Annotated in this window: 12 protein-coding genes; 6 read left to right on the top strand and 6 right to left on the bottom strand. The window is 56.5% G+C overall.

What is annotated here, in order from left to right:
- The first annotated feature begins 195 nt into the window (after positions 1–195).
- From ppc to HV355_RS12945, 4 genes are all read left to right on the top strand, one after another.
- Positions 196–2,847 (top strand): phosphoenolpyruvate carboxylase, encoded by a 2,652-nt coding sequence (gene ppc, locus HV355_RS12960; RefSeq protein ID WP_182402136.1) that lies wholly within the window; start codon positions 196–198, stop codon positions 2,845–2,847.
- Positions 2,848–2,940: 93 nt separating this feature from the next.
- Positions 2,941–3,705: an AraC family transcriptional regulator gene (locus tag HV355_RS12955; RefSeq protein WP_126816757.1), complete on the top strand. Its 765-nt coding sequence runs from the start codon at positions 2,941–2,943 to the stop codon at positions 3,703–3,705.
- Between the two features lie 128 nt (positions 3,706–3,833).
- Positions 3,834–4,496 (top strand): fructose-6-phosphate aldolase, encoded by a 663-nt coding sequence (fsa, locus tag HV355_RS12950; protein WP_182402134.1) that lies wholly within the window; start codon positions 3,834–3,836, stop codon positions 4,494–4,496.
- A gap of 12 nt (positions 4,497–4,508) precedes the next feature.
- On the top strand, positions 4,509–5,612 hold the full coding sequence (locus HV355_RS12945; protein WP_089599279.1) for a glycerol dehydrogenase: 1,104 nt from the start codon (positions 4,509–4,511) through the stop codon (positions 5,610–5,612).
- A gap of 83 nt (positions 5,613–5,695) precedes the next feature.
- On the opposite strand, the gene katG is transcribed toward HV355_RS12945, so the two are convergent.
- From katG to metB, 4 genes are all read right to left on the bottom strand, one after another.
- Complete coding sequence (katG, locus tag HV355_RS12940) at positions 5,696–7,876, bottom strand: catalase/peroxidase HPI (protein ID WP_108417935.1); 2,181 nt, start codon at positions 7,874–7,876, stop codon at positions 5,696–5,698.
- Between the two features lie 209 nt (positions 7,877–8,085).
- Positions 8,086–8,976, bottom strand: a complete 891-nt coding sequence (metF, locus tag HV355_RS12935; RefSeq protein ID WP_010436968.1) for a methylenetetrahydrofolate reductase — start codon at positions 8,974–8,976, stop codon at positions 8,086–8,088.
- Positions 8,977–9,202: 226 nt separating this feature from the next.
- Positions 9,203–11,635, bottom strand: a complete 2,433-nt coding sequence (locus HV355_RS12930; RefSeq protein ID WP_108417936.1) for a bifunctional aspartate kinase/homoserine dehydrogenase II — start codon at positions 11,633–11,635, stop codon at positions 9,203–9,205.
- Positions 11,636–11,637: 2 nt separating this feature from the next.
- Positions 11,638–12,798: a cystathionine gamma-synthase gene (gene metB, locus HV355_RS12925; RefSeq protein WP_182402132.1), complete on the bottom strand. Its 1,161-nt coding sequence runs from the start codon at positions 12,796–12,798 to the stop codon at positions 11,638–11,640.
- 276 nt (positions 12,799–13,074) lie between these two features.
- Between metB and metJ the strand changes: the two genes are divergently transcribed.
- Positions 13,075–13,392 carry a met regulon transcriptional regulator MetJ gene (gene metJ / locus HV355_RS12920; protein WP_010436961.1) on the top strand — a complete coding sequence of 106 codons (318 nt, stop codon included), beginning with the start codon at positions 13,075–13,077 and terminating at the stop codon, positions 13,390–13,392.
- A 42-nt stretch (positions 13,393–13,434) separates the two neighbouring features.
- On the opposite strand, the gene HV355_RS12915 is transcribed toward metJ, so the two are convergent.
- Both HV355_RS12915 and rpmE read right to left on the bottom strand, forming a co-directional pair.
- Entirely contained in the window at positions 13,435–14,115 is a 681-nt protein-coding gene (locus HV355_RS12915) for an oligogalacturonate-specific porin KdgM family protein (RefSeq protein WP_182402130.1), read from the bottom strand.
- Positions 14,116–14,430: 315 nt separating this feature from the next.
- Positions 14,431–14,643 (bottom strand): 50S ribosomal protein L31, encoded by a 213-nt coding sequence (rpmE, locus tag HV355_RS12910; protein ID WP_003862040.1) that lies wholly within the window; start codon positions 14,641–14,643, stop codon positions 14,431–14,433.
- 200 nt (positions 14,644–14,843) lie between these two features.
- On the opposite strand from rpmE, the gene priA reads away from it, so the two are divergent.
- The gene (gene priA / locus HV355_RS12905) at positions 14,844–17,039 is read left to right on the top strand and encodes a primosomal protein N' (RefSeq protein WP_108417939.1); all 2,196 of its coding nucleotides are present in this window, start codon (positions 14,844–14,846) and stop codon (positions 17,037–17,039) included.
- Positions 17,040–17,115 lie beyond the last annotated feature (76 nt).

Below are 17,115 nucleotides of genomic sequence, written 5' to 3'. Positions count from 1 at the left end.
TTCCCATAAGCATCTCTTATCTGACGCAAAGCGAATTAAATTTCGTAAATTGCCCACATTTATTCGTTTGCTGAACCGTTTTCGCAGCAATTGACGACGGGGGTTTTACGTGGCTTTATAAAGGGAGATGACAAAATAATGTCCAAAAGATTTTCGATTGGGCATAAACAAAAATGATGGGGTGACTGGGTTTTTATGAACGAACAATATTCCGCGTTGCGTAGTAATGTCAGTATGCTCGGCAAAGTGCTTGGAGATACCATCAAAGATGCGTTGGGGGAAAACATCCTCGACCGCGTTGAAACCATCCGCAAGCTGTCTAAATCTTCCCGTGCCGGTAACGAAGCCAATCGTCAGGAGCTGCTCACCACCTTGCAGAACCTGTCAAATGATGAGCTGCTGCCCGTTGCACGCGCATTCAGCCAGTTCCTGAATCTGGCCAACACCGCTGAGCAATACCACAGCATTTCGCCAAATGGCGAAGCTGCCAGCAACCCGGAAGTCATTGCCCGTACGCTTCGTAAACTCAAAGACCAGCCCAATCTCAACGAAGCCACCATCAAAAAAGCGGTGGAATCTCTTTCGCTGGAGCTGGTGCTGACCGCTCACCCAACCGAGATCACTCGTCGTACGCTGATCCACAAAATGGTGGAAGTGAACAACTGTCTGAAGCAGTTGGATAACAAAGACATTGCCGACTACGAGCGCAACCAGCTGATGCGACGCCTGCGCCAGCTGATTGCCCAGTCCTGGCATACCGATGAAATTCGTAAACATCGCCCAAGCCCGGTCGACGAGGCCAAATGGGGCTTTGCGGTGGTGGAAAACAGCCTGTGGGAAGGGATACCAAACTACCTGCGCGAGCTGAACGAACAGCTGGAAGAGAACCTGGGCTACCGCCTGCCGGTTGATTTTGTTCCGGTGCGCTTCACCTCCTGGATGGGCGGCGACCGCGACGGTAACCCGAACGTGACCGCAGAAATCACCCGTCACGTCCTGCTGCTGAGCCGCTGGAAAGCGACCGATCTGTTCCTGAAGGACATTCAGGTGCTGATCTCCGAGCTGTCGATGGTTGAAGCAACGCCGGAACTGCGCGCGCTGGCCGGAGAAGAAGGTGCCAGCGAGCCGTACCGTTTCCTGATGAAAAAACTGCGTGGTCAGCTGATGGCGACTCAGGCCTGGCTGGAAGCACGCCTCAAAGGTCAGCGCCTGCCGAAACCCGAAGGTCTGCTCAGCCAGAACGAGCAGCTCTGGGAGCCGCTGTACGCCTGTTACCAGTCGCTTCAGGCCTGTGGCATGGGCATCATTGCTAACGGCGAACTGCTCGACACCCTGCGCCGCGTGAAGTGTTTCGGCGTGCCGCTGGTGCGTATCGATGTGCGTCAGGAAAGTACCCGTCATACTGAAGCGCTGGGTGAACTGACCCGCTACCTCGGCATCGGCGATTATGAAAGCTGGTCCGAAGCCGACAAGCAGGCCTTCCTGATCCGCGAACTGAATTCCAAGCGCCCTCTCCTGCCGCGCAACTGGGAGCCAAGCAACGACACCCGCGAAGTGCTCAATACCTGTAAGGCGATCGTGGATGCGCCGAAAGGATCGGTGGCCGCCTATGTGATCTCCATGGCGAAAACCCCGTCTGACGTGCTGGGCGTTCACCTCCTGCTGAAAGAAGCCGGTATCGACTACGCTCTGCCGGTCGCGCCACTCTTTGAAACCCTCGATGACCTGAACAACGCCAACGACGTGATGACGCAGTTGCTGAACATCGACTGGTATCGCGGCTTTATTCAGGGCAAGCAGATGGTGATGATCGGCTATTCCGACTCTGCAAAAGACGCGGGCGTCATGGCGGCATCCTGGGCGCAGTATCAGGCGCAGGACGCGCTGATCAAAACCTGCGAGAAAGCCGGTATTGAACTGACCCTGTTCCACGGACGCGGTGGCTCAATCGGCCGTGGCGGCGCACCTGCTCACGCAGCGCTGCTGTCACAACCACCGGGAAGCCTGAAAGGCGGCCTGCGCGTCACCGAGCAGGGCGAGATGATCCGCTTTAAATACGGTCTGCCGGAAGTGACGATCAGCAGCCTGTCGCTCTACACCAGCGCCATTCTGGAAGCGAACCTGCTGCCGCCGCCGGAGCCGAAAGAGTCCTGGTGCCACATCATGGACGAGCTGTCAGATATCTCCTGCGATCTTTACCGCGGCTACGTGCGTGAAAACAAAGATTTCGTGCCTTACTTCCGCTCGGCAACCCCTGAGCAGGAGCTGGGTAAACTGCCGCTGGGCTCGCGTCCGGCCAAACGTCGCCCAACCGGTGGCGTCGAGTCTCTGCGTGCAATTCCGTGGATCTTCGCTTGGACGCAAAACCGTCTGATGCTGCCCGCCTGGCTGGGTGCCGGTGCCGCACTGCAGAAAGTGGTGGAAGACGGCAAGCAAAATGAACTGGAAACCATGTGCCGCGACTGGCCGTTCTTCTCTACCCGCCTGGGCATGCTTGAGATGGTCTTCTCGAAAGCTGACCTGTGGCTGGCGGAATACTACGATCAGCGTCTGGTGAAACCTGAACTGTGGACGCTGGGTAAAGAGCTGCGCGAACTGCTGGAAGGCGACATCAAAGTGGTACTGGATATTGCCAACGACTCACACCTGATGGAAGACCTGCCGTGGATTGCCGAATCTATCCAGCTGCGTAATATCTACACCGACCCGCTTAACGTCCTGCAGGCCGAGCTGCTGCACCGTTCGCGTCTGGCAGAAGAGGAAGGTAAAGAGCCGGATCCACGCGTCGAACAGGCGTTAATGGTGACGATTGCAGGCGTTGCGGCAGGTATGCGTAACACTGGCTAATGCTTTACGCCCGGCGGCGCTGCGCTTGCACGGGCCTACGATAAGTAGGCCGGGTAAGCGTTAGCGCCACCCGGCAAATTTCGGTAGTTCCTTATGCATTTCGATATCACCCAGATTTTGACTGACCTGGTGAACCGCTCGTTACCGCTGGGTCAGATTCATTTCTCAGCGCTGACTGAACAGCATCCCCGAACCTCTCCCTGCCTCGGCATTACGCTTGATACCCCCTGCGAGGCCTTTTTTTCTTTTTTTGGACAAATCACACCTCCCGCGCCTCACGTCCTGAGCATACATTTCGGTAAGCAGCAGCTTACAATCGAGTTACAGCGTGACAATGTACTCTTACAACAATTACAGATTGCCCGACGTGGCCCGCGAACGGGGGCTTTTCTTCTGCAAACGCTCACCGAATTACAGATGCAGCCTGAGGAGCAAGACACAGCAAGGCTGGTGATTTTAAGTCTGCTCAGCCACTGCCGGGATCTGCTTGGCAGCGAAATTCACACAGACAGCCGCAGCCGGGCACTGTTCGAAGCCGTTCGGAGCTATATCGAAGAAAATTATGCCTCTTTGTTAACTCGCGAATCCGTAGCACAGGCGTTCTACATCTCACCAAACTACCTTTCCCATCTATTCCAGAAAGTCGGCAGCGTCGGATTCAATGAATATTTAACAAAAACGCGCCTGGAACATGCGCGTCAGCTGCTGAAAGGCTATGATCTCAAAATTAAAGATATCGCCACTCGCTGCGGATTTACGGACAGCAACTACTTTTGCCGTCTCTTTCGCAAACACACCGAACGTTCCCCTTCCGAATATCGACGCCAGTATCACAGCCAGCTCATCGCCAAAAAGTAGCATTGTGATCGCTCTCTCACTTCGCTAAGGACATTACATTTGTCCAGTATTTAGCAAAATTGGCCTGTATTCGCCGCGCCTGGGTGCGCCGTATCCTTTATTCAACCTTTCTGACTTAAGGAAAAATAATGGAACTGTACCTGGATACCGCCAACGTGGCGGAAGTAGAACGCCTGGCGCGCATTTTTCCCATAGCGGGCGTCACCACAAATCCGAGCATCATTGCTGCCAGCCGCGAATCCATCTGGGAGGTGCTCCCGCGCCTGCAAAAAGCCATTGGACCAGAAGGCACGCTGTTTGCCCAAACCATGAGCCGAGACGCAGAAGGCATGGTGGCTGAAGCTAAACGCCTGAGTAATGCCATCCCGGACATCGTGGTGAAAATCCCGGTCATGGCTGAGGGGCTTACCGCGATCAAAGCGCTGAGAAAAGAGGGCATTACCACGCTGGGTACTGCCGTTTATAGCGCCGCACAGGGTTTGCTCGCCGCGCTGGCGGGAGCGAAATATGTCGCGCCCTATGTAAACCGCGTTGATGCTCAGGGTGGTGACGGCATTCGCATGGTCCAGGAGCTGCAATCCCTGCTGGAACTGCACGCGCCGGAAAGCAGGGTGCTCGCCGCCAGCTTCAAAACGCCGCGCCAGGCGCTGGACTGCCTTCTCGCCGGATGTGAAGCAATCACGCTTCCTTTAGATGTAGCGCAACAAATGCTCGGCACCCCGGCGGTAGAGTCAGCCATAGAGAAGTTCGAGCAGGACTGGAAAAACGCGTTTGGTAACCTCAACCTCTAAGGGAGAACTGTTATGGACCGTATCATTCAATCACCTGGGAAATACATCCAGGGAGCTGATGTGCTTACCCGTCTCGGCGACTATCTGAAACCGCTGGCACAGCGCTGGCTGGTTGTCGGCGATAAATTTGTGCTGGGTTTTGCCGAAGAAACCCTGCGTCAAAGTTTTAAAAAAGCCGAACTGCATGCCGAAATCGCGCCGTTTGGCGGCGAATGTTCACAAAATGAAATCGATCGTCTGAAAAAGCTGGCCGACAGCGCCGACTGCATGGCAGTGCTGGGCATTGGCGGCGGTAAAACGCTGGATACCGCCAAAGCGCTTGCCCACTTTATGGACGTGCCGGTCGCCATTGCGCCAACCATCGCCTCCACCGATGCGCCGTGCAGCGCCCTTTCCGTGATTTATACCGACAGCGGTGAGTTCGACCGCTACCTGATGCTGCCGCACAACCCGAACATGGTCATTGTCGACACCAAAGTGGTGGCGGGCGCACCGGCGCGGCTGCTGGCCGCCGGGATTGGCGATGCACTGGCAACCTGGTTTGAAGCACGCGCCTGCTCGCGCAGCGGGGCAACCACTATGGCGGGCGGAAAGTGCACACAGGCGGCGTTAGCGCTGGCCGAGCTGTGCTACAACACGCTGGTTGAAGAGGGTGAGAAGGCGATGCTGGCAGCGGAACAGCACGTGGTGACGCCTGCTCTTGAACGCATTATCGAAGCCAACACCTATCTCAGCGGCGTAGGTTTTGAAAGCGGTGGTCTGGCAGCGGCACACGCAATTCATAACGGTATGACGGCGGTACCGGATGCGCATCACTTCTACCACGGCGAAAAAGTGGCGTTTGGCACGCTGACTCAACTGGTGCTGGAAAATGCGCCGGTAGAAGAGATCGAAACCGTCGCGGCACTTTGTCACAGCGTGGGGCTGCCGATCACGTTGGCACAATTGAATATCAAAGAAGACATTCCGGCGAAAATGCGTCTGATTGCGGAGGCATCTTGCGCAGAAGGTGAAACCATTCACAACATGCCGGGCGGCGTGTCACCGGATCAGGTTTACGCGGCGCTGCTGGTTGCCGACCAGTATGGGCAGCGGTTCCTGCAGGAGTGGGAGTAAATAGCGTGAATAAAAATCCCCGCATCAGCGGGGATTTTTTTGCCCGTAGGCCGGGTAAGCGTTAGCGCCACCCGGCACAAGGGTTACTGCAGGTCAAACCGATCCAGATCCATCACCTTCGCCCATGCCGCTACAAAGTCACGAACGAACTTCTCGCTGGCATCGCTGCTGGCGTAAACCTCAGCCAGCGCGCGCAGGACAGCGTTGGAACCGAAGACAAGGTCGGCACGGGTAGCGGTGTATTTCACTTCACCGCTGGTGCGATCGCTTCCGGCAAACAGTTCGTTTGATTCGTCGGTCGCCTTCCACTGGGTGTTCATGTCCAGCAGGTTCACGAAGAAATCGTTGCTCAGCACGCCTTCACGGTTGGTGAATACGCCATTCTTGCTGCCATCGAAGTTGGCACCCAGAACGCGCAGGCCACCGATCAGCACCGTCAGCTCTGGCGCGGTCAGCGTCAGCTGCTGGGCTTTGTCGATCAGCAGTGACTCGGTGGTGGACACATCCACCTGCGCACGGTAGTTGCGGAAGCCGTCGGCAATCGGTTCGAGCAGAGTAAACATCTCGATATCCGTTTGGTCCTGACGCGCATCGACGCGGCCCGGCGTGAACGGTACGTTGACGTAAACACCTGCGGCTTTCGCAGCCTGCTCAACGCCTACGACGCCCGCCAGCACGATGATATCGGCCAGTGAAGCTTTGTTGGTAGTGCGCTGGATAGCTTCCAGAGCCGGTAACGCGCGAACCGCCGCGGCGTTCACATCCCAATCGCGCTGAGGTGCCAGTGCCAGACGCGCGCCGTTGGCACCGCCGCGCTTATCGCCACCGCGGAAGGTTGACGCTGACGCCCAGGCAACCGAAACCAGTTCACTCACGGACAGACCGGATGCCACAATTTCCGCTTTCAGGCTTTCAATGTCTTCTTTCGAAGGATTGAACACCGCCTGCGGCAGCGGATCCTGCCAAATCAGATCTTCTTTCGGCACTTCCGGGCCGATGTAACGCGCTTTTGGCCCCATATCGCGGTGGGTCAGCTTGAACCAGGCACGCGCGAAGGCTTCGTTGAAGGCCTGCGGATCGTTCAGGAAGCGGCGGGAAATTTTCTCGAATTCCGGGTCAAAACGCAGCGTCAGGTCGGTAACCAGCATGGTTGGCTTGCGTTTTTTCGACGGGTCGAACGGATCGGGCATGATTTCCGGTGCATCCACGGCTTCAAACTGAATCGCACCTGCCGGGCTGCGGGTCTGTACCCATTCGTATTTGAACAGGTTCTCGAAGAAGTAGTTGCTCCACTGGGTCGGGGTTTGCGACCAGATGACTTCCAGACCGGAGGTAATGGCATCTGCGCCAATCCCCGTGCCGTGCGTGCTCGCCCAGCCCAGGCCCTGCGCTTCAATCGGCGAGGCTTCCGGGTCGGTGCCCACGTGCGTGGCTTCACCCGCGCCGTGGGTTTTGCCGAGAGTGTGGCCGCCCGCGATCAGCGCAACGGTCTCTTCGTCGTTCATGCCCATGTTGCCGAAGGTCGCGCGAATGGCCGCCGCAGCAGACAGGGGTTCACCGCTGGCGTTTGGCCCTTCCGGGTTGACGTAAATCAGGCCCATTTCGGTGGCGGCGAGAGGACGCTTCGCCAGCGCTTCCGGGTCACGGTGGGTCAGCCAGGCCTTTTCATCGCCCCAGTTCACGTCCAGATCCGGCTCCCAGACGTCTTCACGCCCGGCGCCAAAACCAAAGGTGCGGAAGCCGGAGTTCTCCAGCGCCACGTTACCCGCGAGGATAAACAGGTCAGCCCAGGAAATTTTTTGTCCGTATTTTTGTTTGATAGGCCACAGCAGGCGGCGCGCCTTATCCAGGCTCACGTTATCAGGCCAGGAGTTCAGCGGGGCAAAACGTTGTTGACCGCGTCCGGCACCGCCGCGTCCGTCAACGGAGCGATAGGTACCTGCCCCGTGCCAGGCCATACGGATAAACAGGCCCGCATAGCTGCCCCAGTCGGCAGGCCACCACGGTTGAGAATCGGTTAAAAGTGTTTTGAGATCGCCTTTAAGGGCGGAGTAATCGAGCTTGCTAAATTCTTTGCGGTAGTCGAAGTCTTCACCCAGTGGGTTCGAACGATTGGAATGTTGGTTAAGAAGATCGATGCGGAGTTGTTTTGGCCACCAGTCGCGGCTGCCTGTACCTGCGCCCGCGCTGTGATCGACGCCGCCCTGATGGAACGGGCATTTGCCGACTGATGCCGCTTTATTGGTCTCGTCTGACGTGCTCATCGCTTTGCTCCCTTTTACAGTGTTACCGTTACGATATACGCCCTTGTTGATAAGGTATAGTTGAGATAACCCACAGATTCGATAGTTAAATCCGTTTAATTTCCCATGGAAAATACATGAGTTTTGTACGTCAAAGGCAGCATTGCTGATATGGCAGGAAAATAAAACCCTTATAAATCAAAAAACCCTCCGAAGAGGGCTCTTTTTTGTTACACGCCTGGTCTAACGCCGAGCGTGTGGCATATGGCGTAACTCATCTCTGCACGGTTCAGCGTGTAGAAGTGGAAATCCTTCACCCCTTCACGACTCAAGATCTTCACCATGTCCATCGCGATATTTGCGCCCACCAGCTTGCGTGTTTCCGGGTCATCGTCCAGCCCCTCGTACATTTTAGACATCCAAAGCGGAATGCGCACATTGGTCATATCGGCAAATTTCTTCGCCTGTTTGAAGTTAGAGACCGGCAGAATGCCCGGGATAATTTCGACGTCGATACCCGCAGAAACGCAGCGGTCACGGAAGCGCAGGTAGCTTTCAACATCGAAGAAAAATTGCGTTATCGCGCGGTTCGCGCCAGCGTCGACTTTGCGTTTCAGGTTGAGCAGGTCCGCCTGGGCGCTTTTCGCTTCCGGATGCACTTCAGGATAAGCAGCAACGGAGATATCAAAGTCAGCCACGTCTTTCAGCAGCGCAACCAGATCGGCGGCATACATGTCCGGCTTGCCGCTCCCCGGCGGCAGGTCACCGCGCAGGGCAACGATATGACGAATGCCGTTATTCCAGTAATCCTGGGCGATAGCCCGCAGCTCGTCGCGGGTGGCGTCGATACAGGTAAGGTGCGGTGCCGCTTCCAGACCGGTACGATCTTTGATGCCTTTAATGATGCTGTGCGTACGGTCACGCTCGCCGGAGTTAGCACCATAAGTCACGGAAACAAACTTCGGTTTCAGGCTGCTCAGGCGATCGATAGAGCTCCACAGGGTTTGCTCCATTTCACTGGTGCGCGGCGGGAAAAATTCAAAAGAGACGTTAATCTGGCCGTTTACTTCGGCCAGGCTCTGATTCAGGGCTTCCCGCTGGTTGGCGTGAAAAAAGCTCATACCTTACCTCTATCTATCGCGTGTCGTTGTCTGTGGTGTTGTGAACTTCTATACGTTTAGACGTCCAGATGTAAAAATGACGGAAAAGCGGAGTGACGTCAACATAAATAATCAACAATAACGGTGAGGTTTGTTCAGGGAAGATGAAGGGAATTCAGGATGGGGGTGAGTGCGGTCTGATGCCCTCACCCTAACCCTCTCCCACAGGGAGAGGGAAATTCAGTTTTTACAGCAGCTTAGCCAAACGGTTAATGTCTGACTGGATCGCCCCGGCGGTGACATCGCGCCCCGCGCCCGGACCTCGGATCACCAGCGGGTTATCGCGGTACCAGCGGCTTTCGATAGCGAAGACGTTATCGCACGGCAGCAGCGCCGCCAGCGGATGTTCAGGACGCACCGCCTCCACGCCTACGCGCGCTTTACCGTTCGCCTCGAAACGCGCTACGTAGCGCAGCACCAGGCCCATCTCGTTGGCGGCTTCCAGACGCTGTACCATCTGCTCGTTCAGCTCGTCGCCGTTTTCGAAGAAGTGATCCACAGACCCTTCCTCACAGCCCGCAGGCACCAGCGATTCAACACGCACCTGACCCGGTTCGATGTCGTAGCCCGCTTCACGCGCCAGGATCACCAGCTTACGCATCACGTCTTTCCCGGCAAGGTCCACGCGCGGATCGGGCTCGGTTAAGCCCTGCTGCCATGCCTGATCCACCAGGTCGGTGAAGGGTACGGTGCCGTCGAACTGCAGGAACAGCCAGGAGAGCGTACCGGAGAAGATACCGCTCAGCGCCAGAATGCTGTCGCCGCTTTCAATCAGGTCGCGCACGGTATGGTTAACCGGCAGCCCCGCGCCAACGGTAGCGTTGTACAGCCAGTGACGACCGGTTTTTTCAAACGCGTCGTGGATCTGACGGTATTTATCGGTGCTGCTCGCCCCCGCCAGCTTGTTGGCGCTGATGACGTGGAAGCCGTGGCTGGCGAAATCCAGATACTGATCCGCAAGCTGCTCGCTGGCGGTCACGTCCAGCACGACCAGGTCATCGTAAGGGTGCGCGCGCATCCACAGGAACAGGGACTCTTCATCCTGCTCAACGGCTTCATCATTAAAGAAGGCAAGCGCGCGGCTGGCGTCCAGCCCTTCGTAATTCAACAGGCTACGGCGGCTGTCCACCACGCCCGCGAGAATAAATTCAAATCCGGTACGCGCGGAGAGCGTTTCCTGCTCACGGGCGAACAGTTCCAGCCAGCGGGAACCGATGTTCCCTTTCCCGAACAGCACCAGGCCGATGCGTTTTTCCGCGCGGAACAGGGAGGTATGCAGACCCTGAATCAGGCTCTCGGTTGGCCCTTTACGCAGCACGGCCACCAGGCTGATTCCCTCTTCCGACTGCCAGGTGAACTCCACCGGCTGGCCTTTCAGCTGCTGCCAGAAACGGTGGCAGTGCAGCGGGTTACGGGTGACGCCCGCGCCCACCATCGCCACCAGCGCCAGACCCTGACGCAGGCGAAGCTCGCCCGGCAGGCCCGCTTCATCGAGGATTTTCAGCGCGCTGTCCGCCACTTCTGCGGTATAGCAGAACTGCAGCAGCTGGCGGTCGTTGTGAACGCCGACGGCCAGCGGGCGCACCTGAGCACGTTTGAGGATCAGGTCGATATCTTTATGCGCCAGCTTGAAGTCCTGGCCCGCAGGCACCTGGAACTCAATCAGGCAGATGTCGTCGTGGCTGGTGACAATACGCGCGCCCGTACCGGAGGCCAGTACGCGTTCGATACGGGTAGAGCCTTGATCCGGGGTATAGCTGCAGCGCAGCTGCAGGTCGATATCGCTACCGGAAACCGGCTGCAGCGTACGGGCGTGCAGTACCGGCGCGGCCAGACGCGCCAGCTCGCTGGCTTCGTCGAGACGCAGCAGCGGCAGCAGGCAGGCATCTTTCACCTTACGCGGGTCCGCGCTGTAGACACCGGCCACGTCGCTCCAGATGGTGACGCGGGACACGCCCGCCAGGGCACCAATTTGCGTTGCCGAGTAGTCCGAGCCGTTACGGCCCAGTAGCACGGTTTCGCCCGCGTTGCTGCGGCTGATAAAGCCGGTCACGACGATACGTTTGCCCGGATGCTGCACCAGCAGCTGTTGCAGCAGCGGGTAGGACAAACCTTCATCCACCTGAGGCTGCGCGGCGCGTTCGGCACGCAGGAAATCACGCGCGTCGAGCCAGGCCGCCTCCACGCCCAGGTGTTGCAGAACGGCGGCCATCAGACGTGCGGACCACACTTCACCGTGGCCCACCACTTCGGCATAGACCGCGTCGGTAATACCGCTGTCCAGCAGGGCAGCCAGACGCTCAAGGTCATGGGTAAAGGCGCTGATCAGTCCATCCGCCACGTCCGCAGGCAGCAGGCCGGCAATCAGCTCGCTCTGGTAACGGCGTAAAGACTGTTGTACCTGATGCGCAGAAAGGCGATCGGTCTGGCTCAGTTTCAGCCAGCTAATCAACTGGTTGGTGGTGCTGCCCGCCGCCGAGACAACCATCATGTCACCCGGCTGTGAATACTCGGTCATGATCCCTGCAACGCGCAGGTAACACTTCACATCAGCAAGACTACTACCACCAAACTTGTGCAGTTGACGACCCTTCGCCCCTGCCTGCGCTATCACACTCATGATTACCCCTTGGCTGCGACCTGGAAGCCATTTTCCAGATCGGCAATTAAATCTTCAAAATCTTCAATGCCGGTTGAGATACGCAGCAGCGTCTCAGAGATCCCGGCGGCGGCACGTGCTTCCGGTGCCATACCTGCGTGCGTCATGGTCGCGGCGTGGGAGATTAAGCTTTCAACCCCACCTAATGATTCCGCCAGCGTAAACAATGACAGCCCGCTCAGGAAGCGACGCAGCGTTTGCTCGTCACCGTCCAGTTCAAAACTCAACATCGCGCCAAATCCTTTCTGCTGGCGCGCGGCAATCTCGTGCCCCTGATTTTCCGGCAGCGACGGGTGATAGAGTTTCTTCACCAGCGGCTGGGTTTTCAGGAAATCGACGATCGCCAGGGCATTGCGCTGCGCCACTTCCATGCGTGGCGACAGGGTGCGAATGCCGCGTAACAGCAGGTAGCTGTCGAAGGCGCTCGCGGTGACGCCAATGTTATTGGCCCACCATGCCAGTTCGGTGACAACGTCGGGATCTTTTGCAATCACCACGCCTGCCACCACATCAGAATGACCGTTCAGATATTTAGTGCATGAATGCAACACCAGATCGGCACCCAGTGCTAACGGGTTCTGAAGGGCCGGACTGAGGAACGTATTATCCACTACACTTATCGCTCCCGCATCCCTTGCGAGCTGACAAATTTTCGCAATATCGACAACGCGCAACAATGGATTGCTTGGACTTTCCACCAGAACCAGCTTCGGCTGCTCTGCCAGCGCCTGTTTCAGCGCCTGTTCGTCGTTTTGATCGACAAACAGCACGCGATAGCAGCCGCGTTTTGCCAGGCTATCAAACAGGCGATAGCTGCCGCCGTAGCAGTCGTGCGGAGCAACCAGCAGGTCGCCAGGCTTCAGGAACACCGTCGTCACCAGGTGGATTGCGGACATACCCGTATTGGTTAATACCGCACCCGCCCCCCCTTCCAGCTCTGCCAGGGCACGCTGGGTCACGTCACGCGTAGGGTTGCCACGACGGGAATAGTCATGCGCGCGGGGTTCATTAAATCCGGTGAAATTATAGGTACTGGAAAGATGAATCGGCGGGACAACGCAGCCGTACTGCTCGTCATCATTCAATCCGCTACGCACTGCGATGGTGGCCTGTTTACGCGTCATGGTGAGGGCTTCCTGGCTTAATAGGTGAAAAGTCAGGCACCAGAGTAAACATTGAAAGTATGGACGTCAATACATCTGGACATCTAAACTTCTTTGCGTATAGATTGAGCAATGCGCAAATAGCCGTTAAAATTATATGCTTTAGTGCACGCTGCAGCGGCAATATCCGTGCCACGGTATCGTCTCTACGGTAAACTAGGCAAGATTACGGTTCAAAACCGGCGGTTATCGGTTCTGCACCTTTAGATTAATGACTGAGAGGATTAAAGGTATCTCATGGCTGAATGGAGCGGCGAATATATCAGCCCATACGCTGAGCACGGTAAGAAGAGTGAGCAAGTAAAGAAAATTACGGTTTCCATTCCTCTGAAGGTGTTGAAGATCCTCACCGATGAACGCACGCGTCGTCAGGTGAACAACCTGCGCCACGCGACCAACAGCGAACTGCTGTGCGAAGCGTTCCTGCATGCGTTTACCGGCCAACCGTTGCCGAACGATGACGATTTGCGCAAAGAGCGCAGTGATGAGATCCCGGAAGAGGCGAAAATCATCATGCGTGAACTGGGCATTGACCCGGATACGTGGGAATACTAACTGCGGTACGATCCCGCTGAGGTGACTCAGCGGGATGGTTTTTTAGAAGTTGTAGCCTAATCCCACGCGCAGACGCGTCTGGCGGTCGTCGCTGGTGGCGGTGTTATAGCCGGAAGAGACGTTGCCCACTTCCACAAACGGGATCCACGAGTCGATGTTATACGCCACGCGGAAGTTATATTCGTAATCTTCTTTTTTGTTGTTATACAGATCTTCGTTATCGGCGAACTTATAAATCCCGTTCAGTTCGAACATCCAGTTATCGATATTATAACCCAGCCACATTTCTGGGCGATAAACCATACGGTCATCTTTTCCGTCCGCATTGCGGCGAGTGTATTCGGTACGATAGCGGAACGCTGTCCACCAGCTGTCATCAATATTATACTGCACCCGCAAATACGGCTTATAAATAGCCATATCATCGCCCATTTCAACGGCGACGCCCGGCTGCGAGATAAAACCCTGCCAGGTAAATTGATAGCTTGCCGTATATTCGTTGCTGTTACTTTCCATATTATTAAGCGCGTCGTTAGACTGCTTATTATCGGAGCGTGATACCGCCTCCACGGCCACGCCGAAGCCGGTGCCAAAGCGATGCGACATGTACACGCGGTCGTAGTTACGCCCATCGTCATAATACTCGTGACGATAATCAACATATCCCGCCTGTGCCGCACAGGACAATAATGGCAGTACGAATAACAGATGTTTAATTTTCAAAATCTTTCCCTCGAAGTAAACACGCTCTGAAAGCCATCGCAGTTAAAATGACAAATAAGAATGTATGACGAGCGAAGTGTAATTTTACGAAATGAGAGAAACCTTTTATTTTTTGACACACAAAGAAAAACAGTGGCAAAGAATTCAAGAAAACGAAGATACAGTTCACTATCCGTTAAAGAATACACCAGACAAATATATTAAAAACGGCTGCGCGTTATTAATTATTTAAGCGTTAAATATAATACAAGGATTTATTCAGGAGGGAAATTACAGGCACAAAAAAACCGCCCGGAGGCGGTTTCTTCTGGATGCTTATTTAGCGCCCGGGATGCTGAAACGCTTGTTGAAGCGGTCAACACGGCCACCGGTTGCAACATCACGCTGCTTACCAGTGTAGAACGGGTGGCATTTGCCGCACACGTCCAGGTTCAGATCGTGACCCACGGTGGAGCGGATCTGGATAGAGTTACCGCAAGAGCAGTTTGCAGTAATCATTTCGTATTTCGGGTGAATATCTTTTTTCATGGGAGAACCTCAGTTAAGGCCGCGTCGCTCTTCCAGCCCTAACGCCAGACACCACGCGATGTTGAATGTAATTTCTTTGGCGTAATATACACCAAAGGCGGCGAATCATACAGAATTTGACCAGCGTATGCAAACTGATCCGCACGCCGCTTTCACTAATGTGTATACTAACGCGCCACTTTTCAAGTCAGGAAGATTCGATGCCCGTCGCTCACGTTGCCCTGCCCGTTCCGCTTCCCCGCACCTTTGACTACCTGCTGCCCGACAGCATGAGCGCCAAAGCGGGCTGTCGCGTGACCGTGCCGTTTGGCAAACAGCAGCGCGTGGGGATCGTGGTTTCCGTGAGTGAAAAAAGCGAGCTGCCGCTTAATGAACTTAAATCGGTTGTTGAGGTACTGGACAGCGAGCCGGTTTACTCCACCAGCACCTGGCGACTGCTGCTGTGGGCGGCGGATTACTATCACCATCCGATTGGCGATGTCCTGTTCCACGCGCTGCCCATCATGCTGCGCCAGGGCAAAAGCGCCAGCCATGCGCCGATGTGGTACTGGTTTGCTACCGAGCAGGGTCAGGCCGTGGACATCAACAGCCTGAAGCGTTCGCAGAAACAGCAGCAGGCGCTGGCGGCACTGCGTCAGGGAAAAATCTGGCGGCATCAGGTCGACGAGCTTGAGGTCAGCGAAACCGCGCTCCAGGCATTAAGAAAGAAAGGGCTGAGCGAACTGGCAAGCGAAGCGCCCGCCCTTCACGACTGGCGCGACGGCTTTTCCGTCTCTGGCGATCGCCTGCGTCTGAACACCGAGCAGGCTACCGCCGTGGGGGCGATTCACAGCGCCTCGGACCATTTCTCTGCCTGGCTACTGGCGGGCGTGACGGGGTCCGGCAAGACCGAAGTTTATTTGAGCGTGCTGGAAAACGTGCTCGCACAGGGCAAACAGGCGCTGGTGATGGTGCCGGAAATCGGCCTGACGCCGCAGACCATCGCCCGCTTTCGCGAGCGCTTTAACGCGCCGGTTGAGGTGCTGCACTCAGGGCTTAACGACAGCGAGCGCCTCAGCGCCTGGCTGAAAGCCAAAAACGGCGAAGCGGCGATTGTGATCGGCACCCGCTCGTCGCTGTTTACACCGTTTAAAAATCTCGGCGTTATCGTAATAGATGAAGAGCACGACAGCTCCTATAAACAGCAGGAAGGCTGGCGCTATCACGCCCGTGACTTAGCGGTATACCGCGCGCACAGCGAGCAAATTCCCATTATTCTTGGCTCCGCCACGCCTGCGCTCGAAACACTGCACAACGTGCGCCAGCGTAAATACCATATGCTGCGCCTGACGCGTCGCGCGGGTAATGCCCGTCCGGCGATTCAGCACGTGCTGGATCTGAAAGGTCAGCAGGTTCAGGCCGGGCTCGCGCCTGCATTGATTACCCGAATGCGACAGCACTTGCAGGCGGGCAACCAGGTGATCCTGTTCCTTAACCGACGCGGCTTCGCGCCCGCCCTGCTGTGCCACGACTGCGGCTGGATTGCCGAGTGCCCGCGCTGCGACCACTACTACACCTTCCATCAGGCCCAGCGTCATTTACGCTGCCACCACTGCGACAGCCAGCGCCCGGTGCCGCGCCAGTGTCCGTCGTGTGGCTCAACGCATATTGTGCCGGTCGGTCTGGGCACGGAGCAGCTGGAACAGGCCCTTGGCCCCTTCTTCCCGGACGTGCCGATTTCGCGTATCGATCGGGACACCACCAGCCGCAAAGGCGCGCTGGAACAACAGTTGGCGGAAGTACATCGCGGTGGGGCACGCATATTGATTGGCACCCAGATGCTGGCAAAAGGGCATCACTTCCCGGACGTCACGCTGGTCGCCCTGCTGGACGTTGACGGCGCGCTGTTCTCGGCAGATTTCCGCTCCGCCGAGCGCTTCGCCCAGCTTTATACCCAGGTGGCGGGGCGTGCCGGACGCGCAGGAAAACAAGGCGAAGTGGTGCTGCAAACGCACCACCCTGAGCACCCGCTGCTGCAAACGTTGCTGCATAAAGGCTATGACGCCTTTGCCGAACAGGCGCTGGCCGAACGCCAGACCATGCAGCTGCCGCCGTGGACCAGCCACGTCATCATCCGCGCGGAAGACCATAACAACCAGCAGGCACCGCTTTTCCTGCAACAGCTGAGAAACCTCCTGCAGGCCAGCCCGCTGGTGGATAGTCAGCTGTGGATTTTGGGTCCGGTTCCAGCGCTGGCCCCGAAACGCGGCGGACGTTTCCGCTGGCAAATCTTACTTCAGCACCCGTCACGTATCCGCCTGCAGCATATCGTCAGCGGCACGCTGGCGCTGATCAACACCCTGCCGGAAGCGCGCAAAGTGAAGTGGGTTCTGGACGTCGATCCCATCGAAGGCTGAAGACGGATCGAAAAATTTAACGCGCCTCACACTTTTTATGAAAATTCTGTAACCGATTCCATTAACTATCTGTAAA

It is taken from the genome of Enterobacter sp. RHBSTW-01064 (genome assembly GCF_014103035.1).
In the GTDB taxonomy this organism is placed as follows: Bacteria; Pseudomonadota; Gammaproteobacteria; order Enterobacterales; family Enterobacteriaceae; genus Enterobacter; species Enterobacter mori.
The sequence above is the reverse complement of the archived record's forward strand: the minus strand, read 5'-3'. Positions and strand labels throughout refer to the sequence as shown.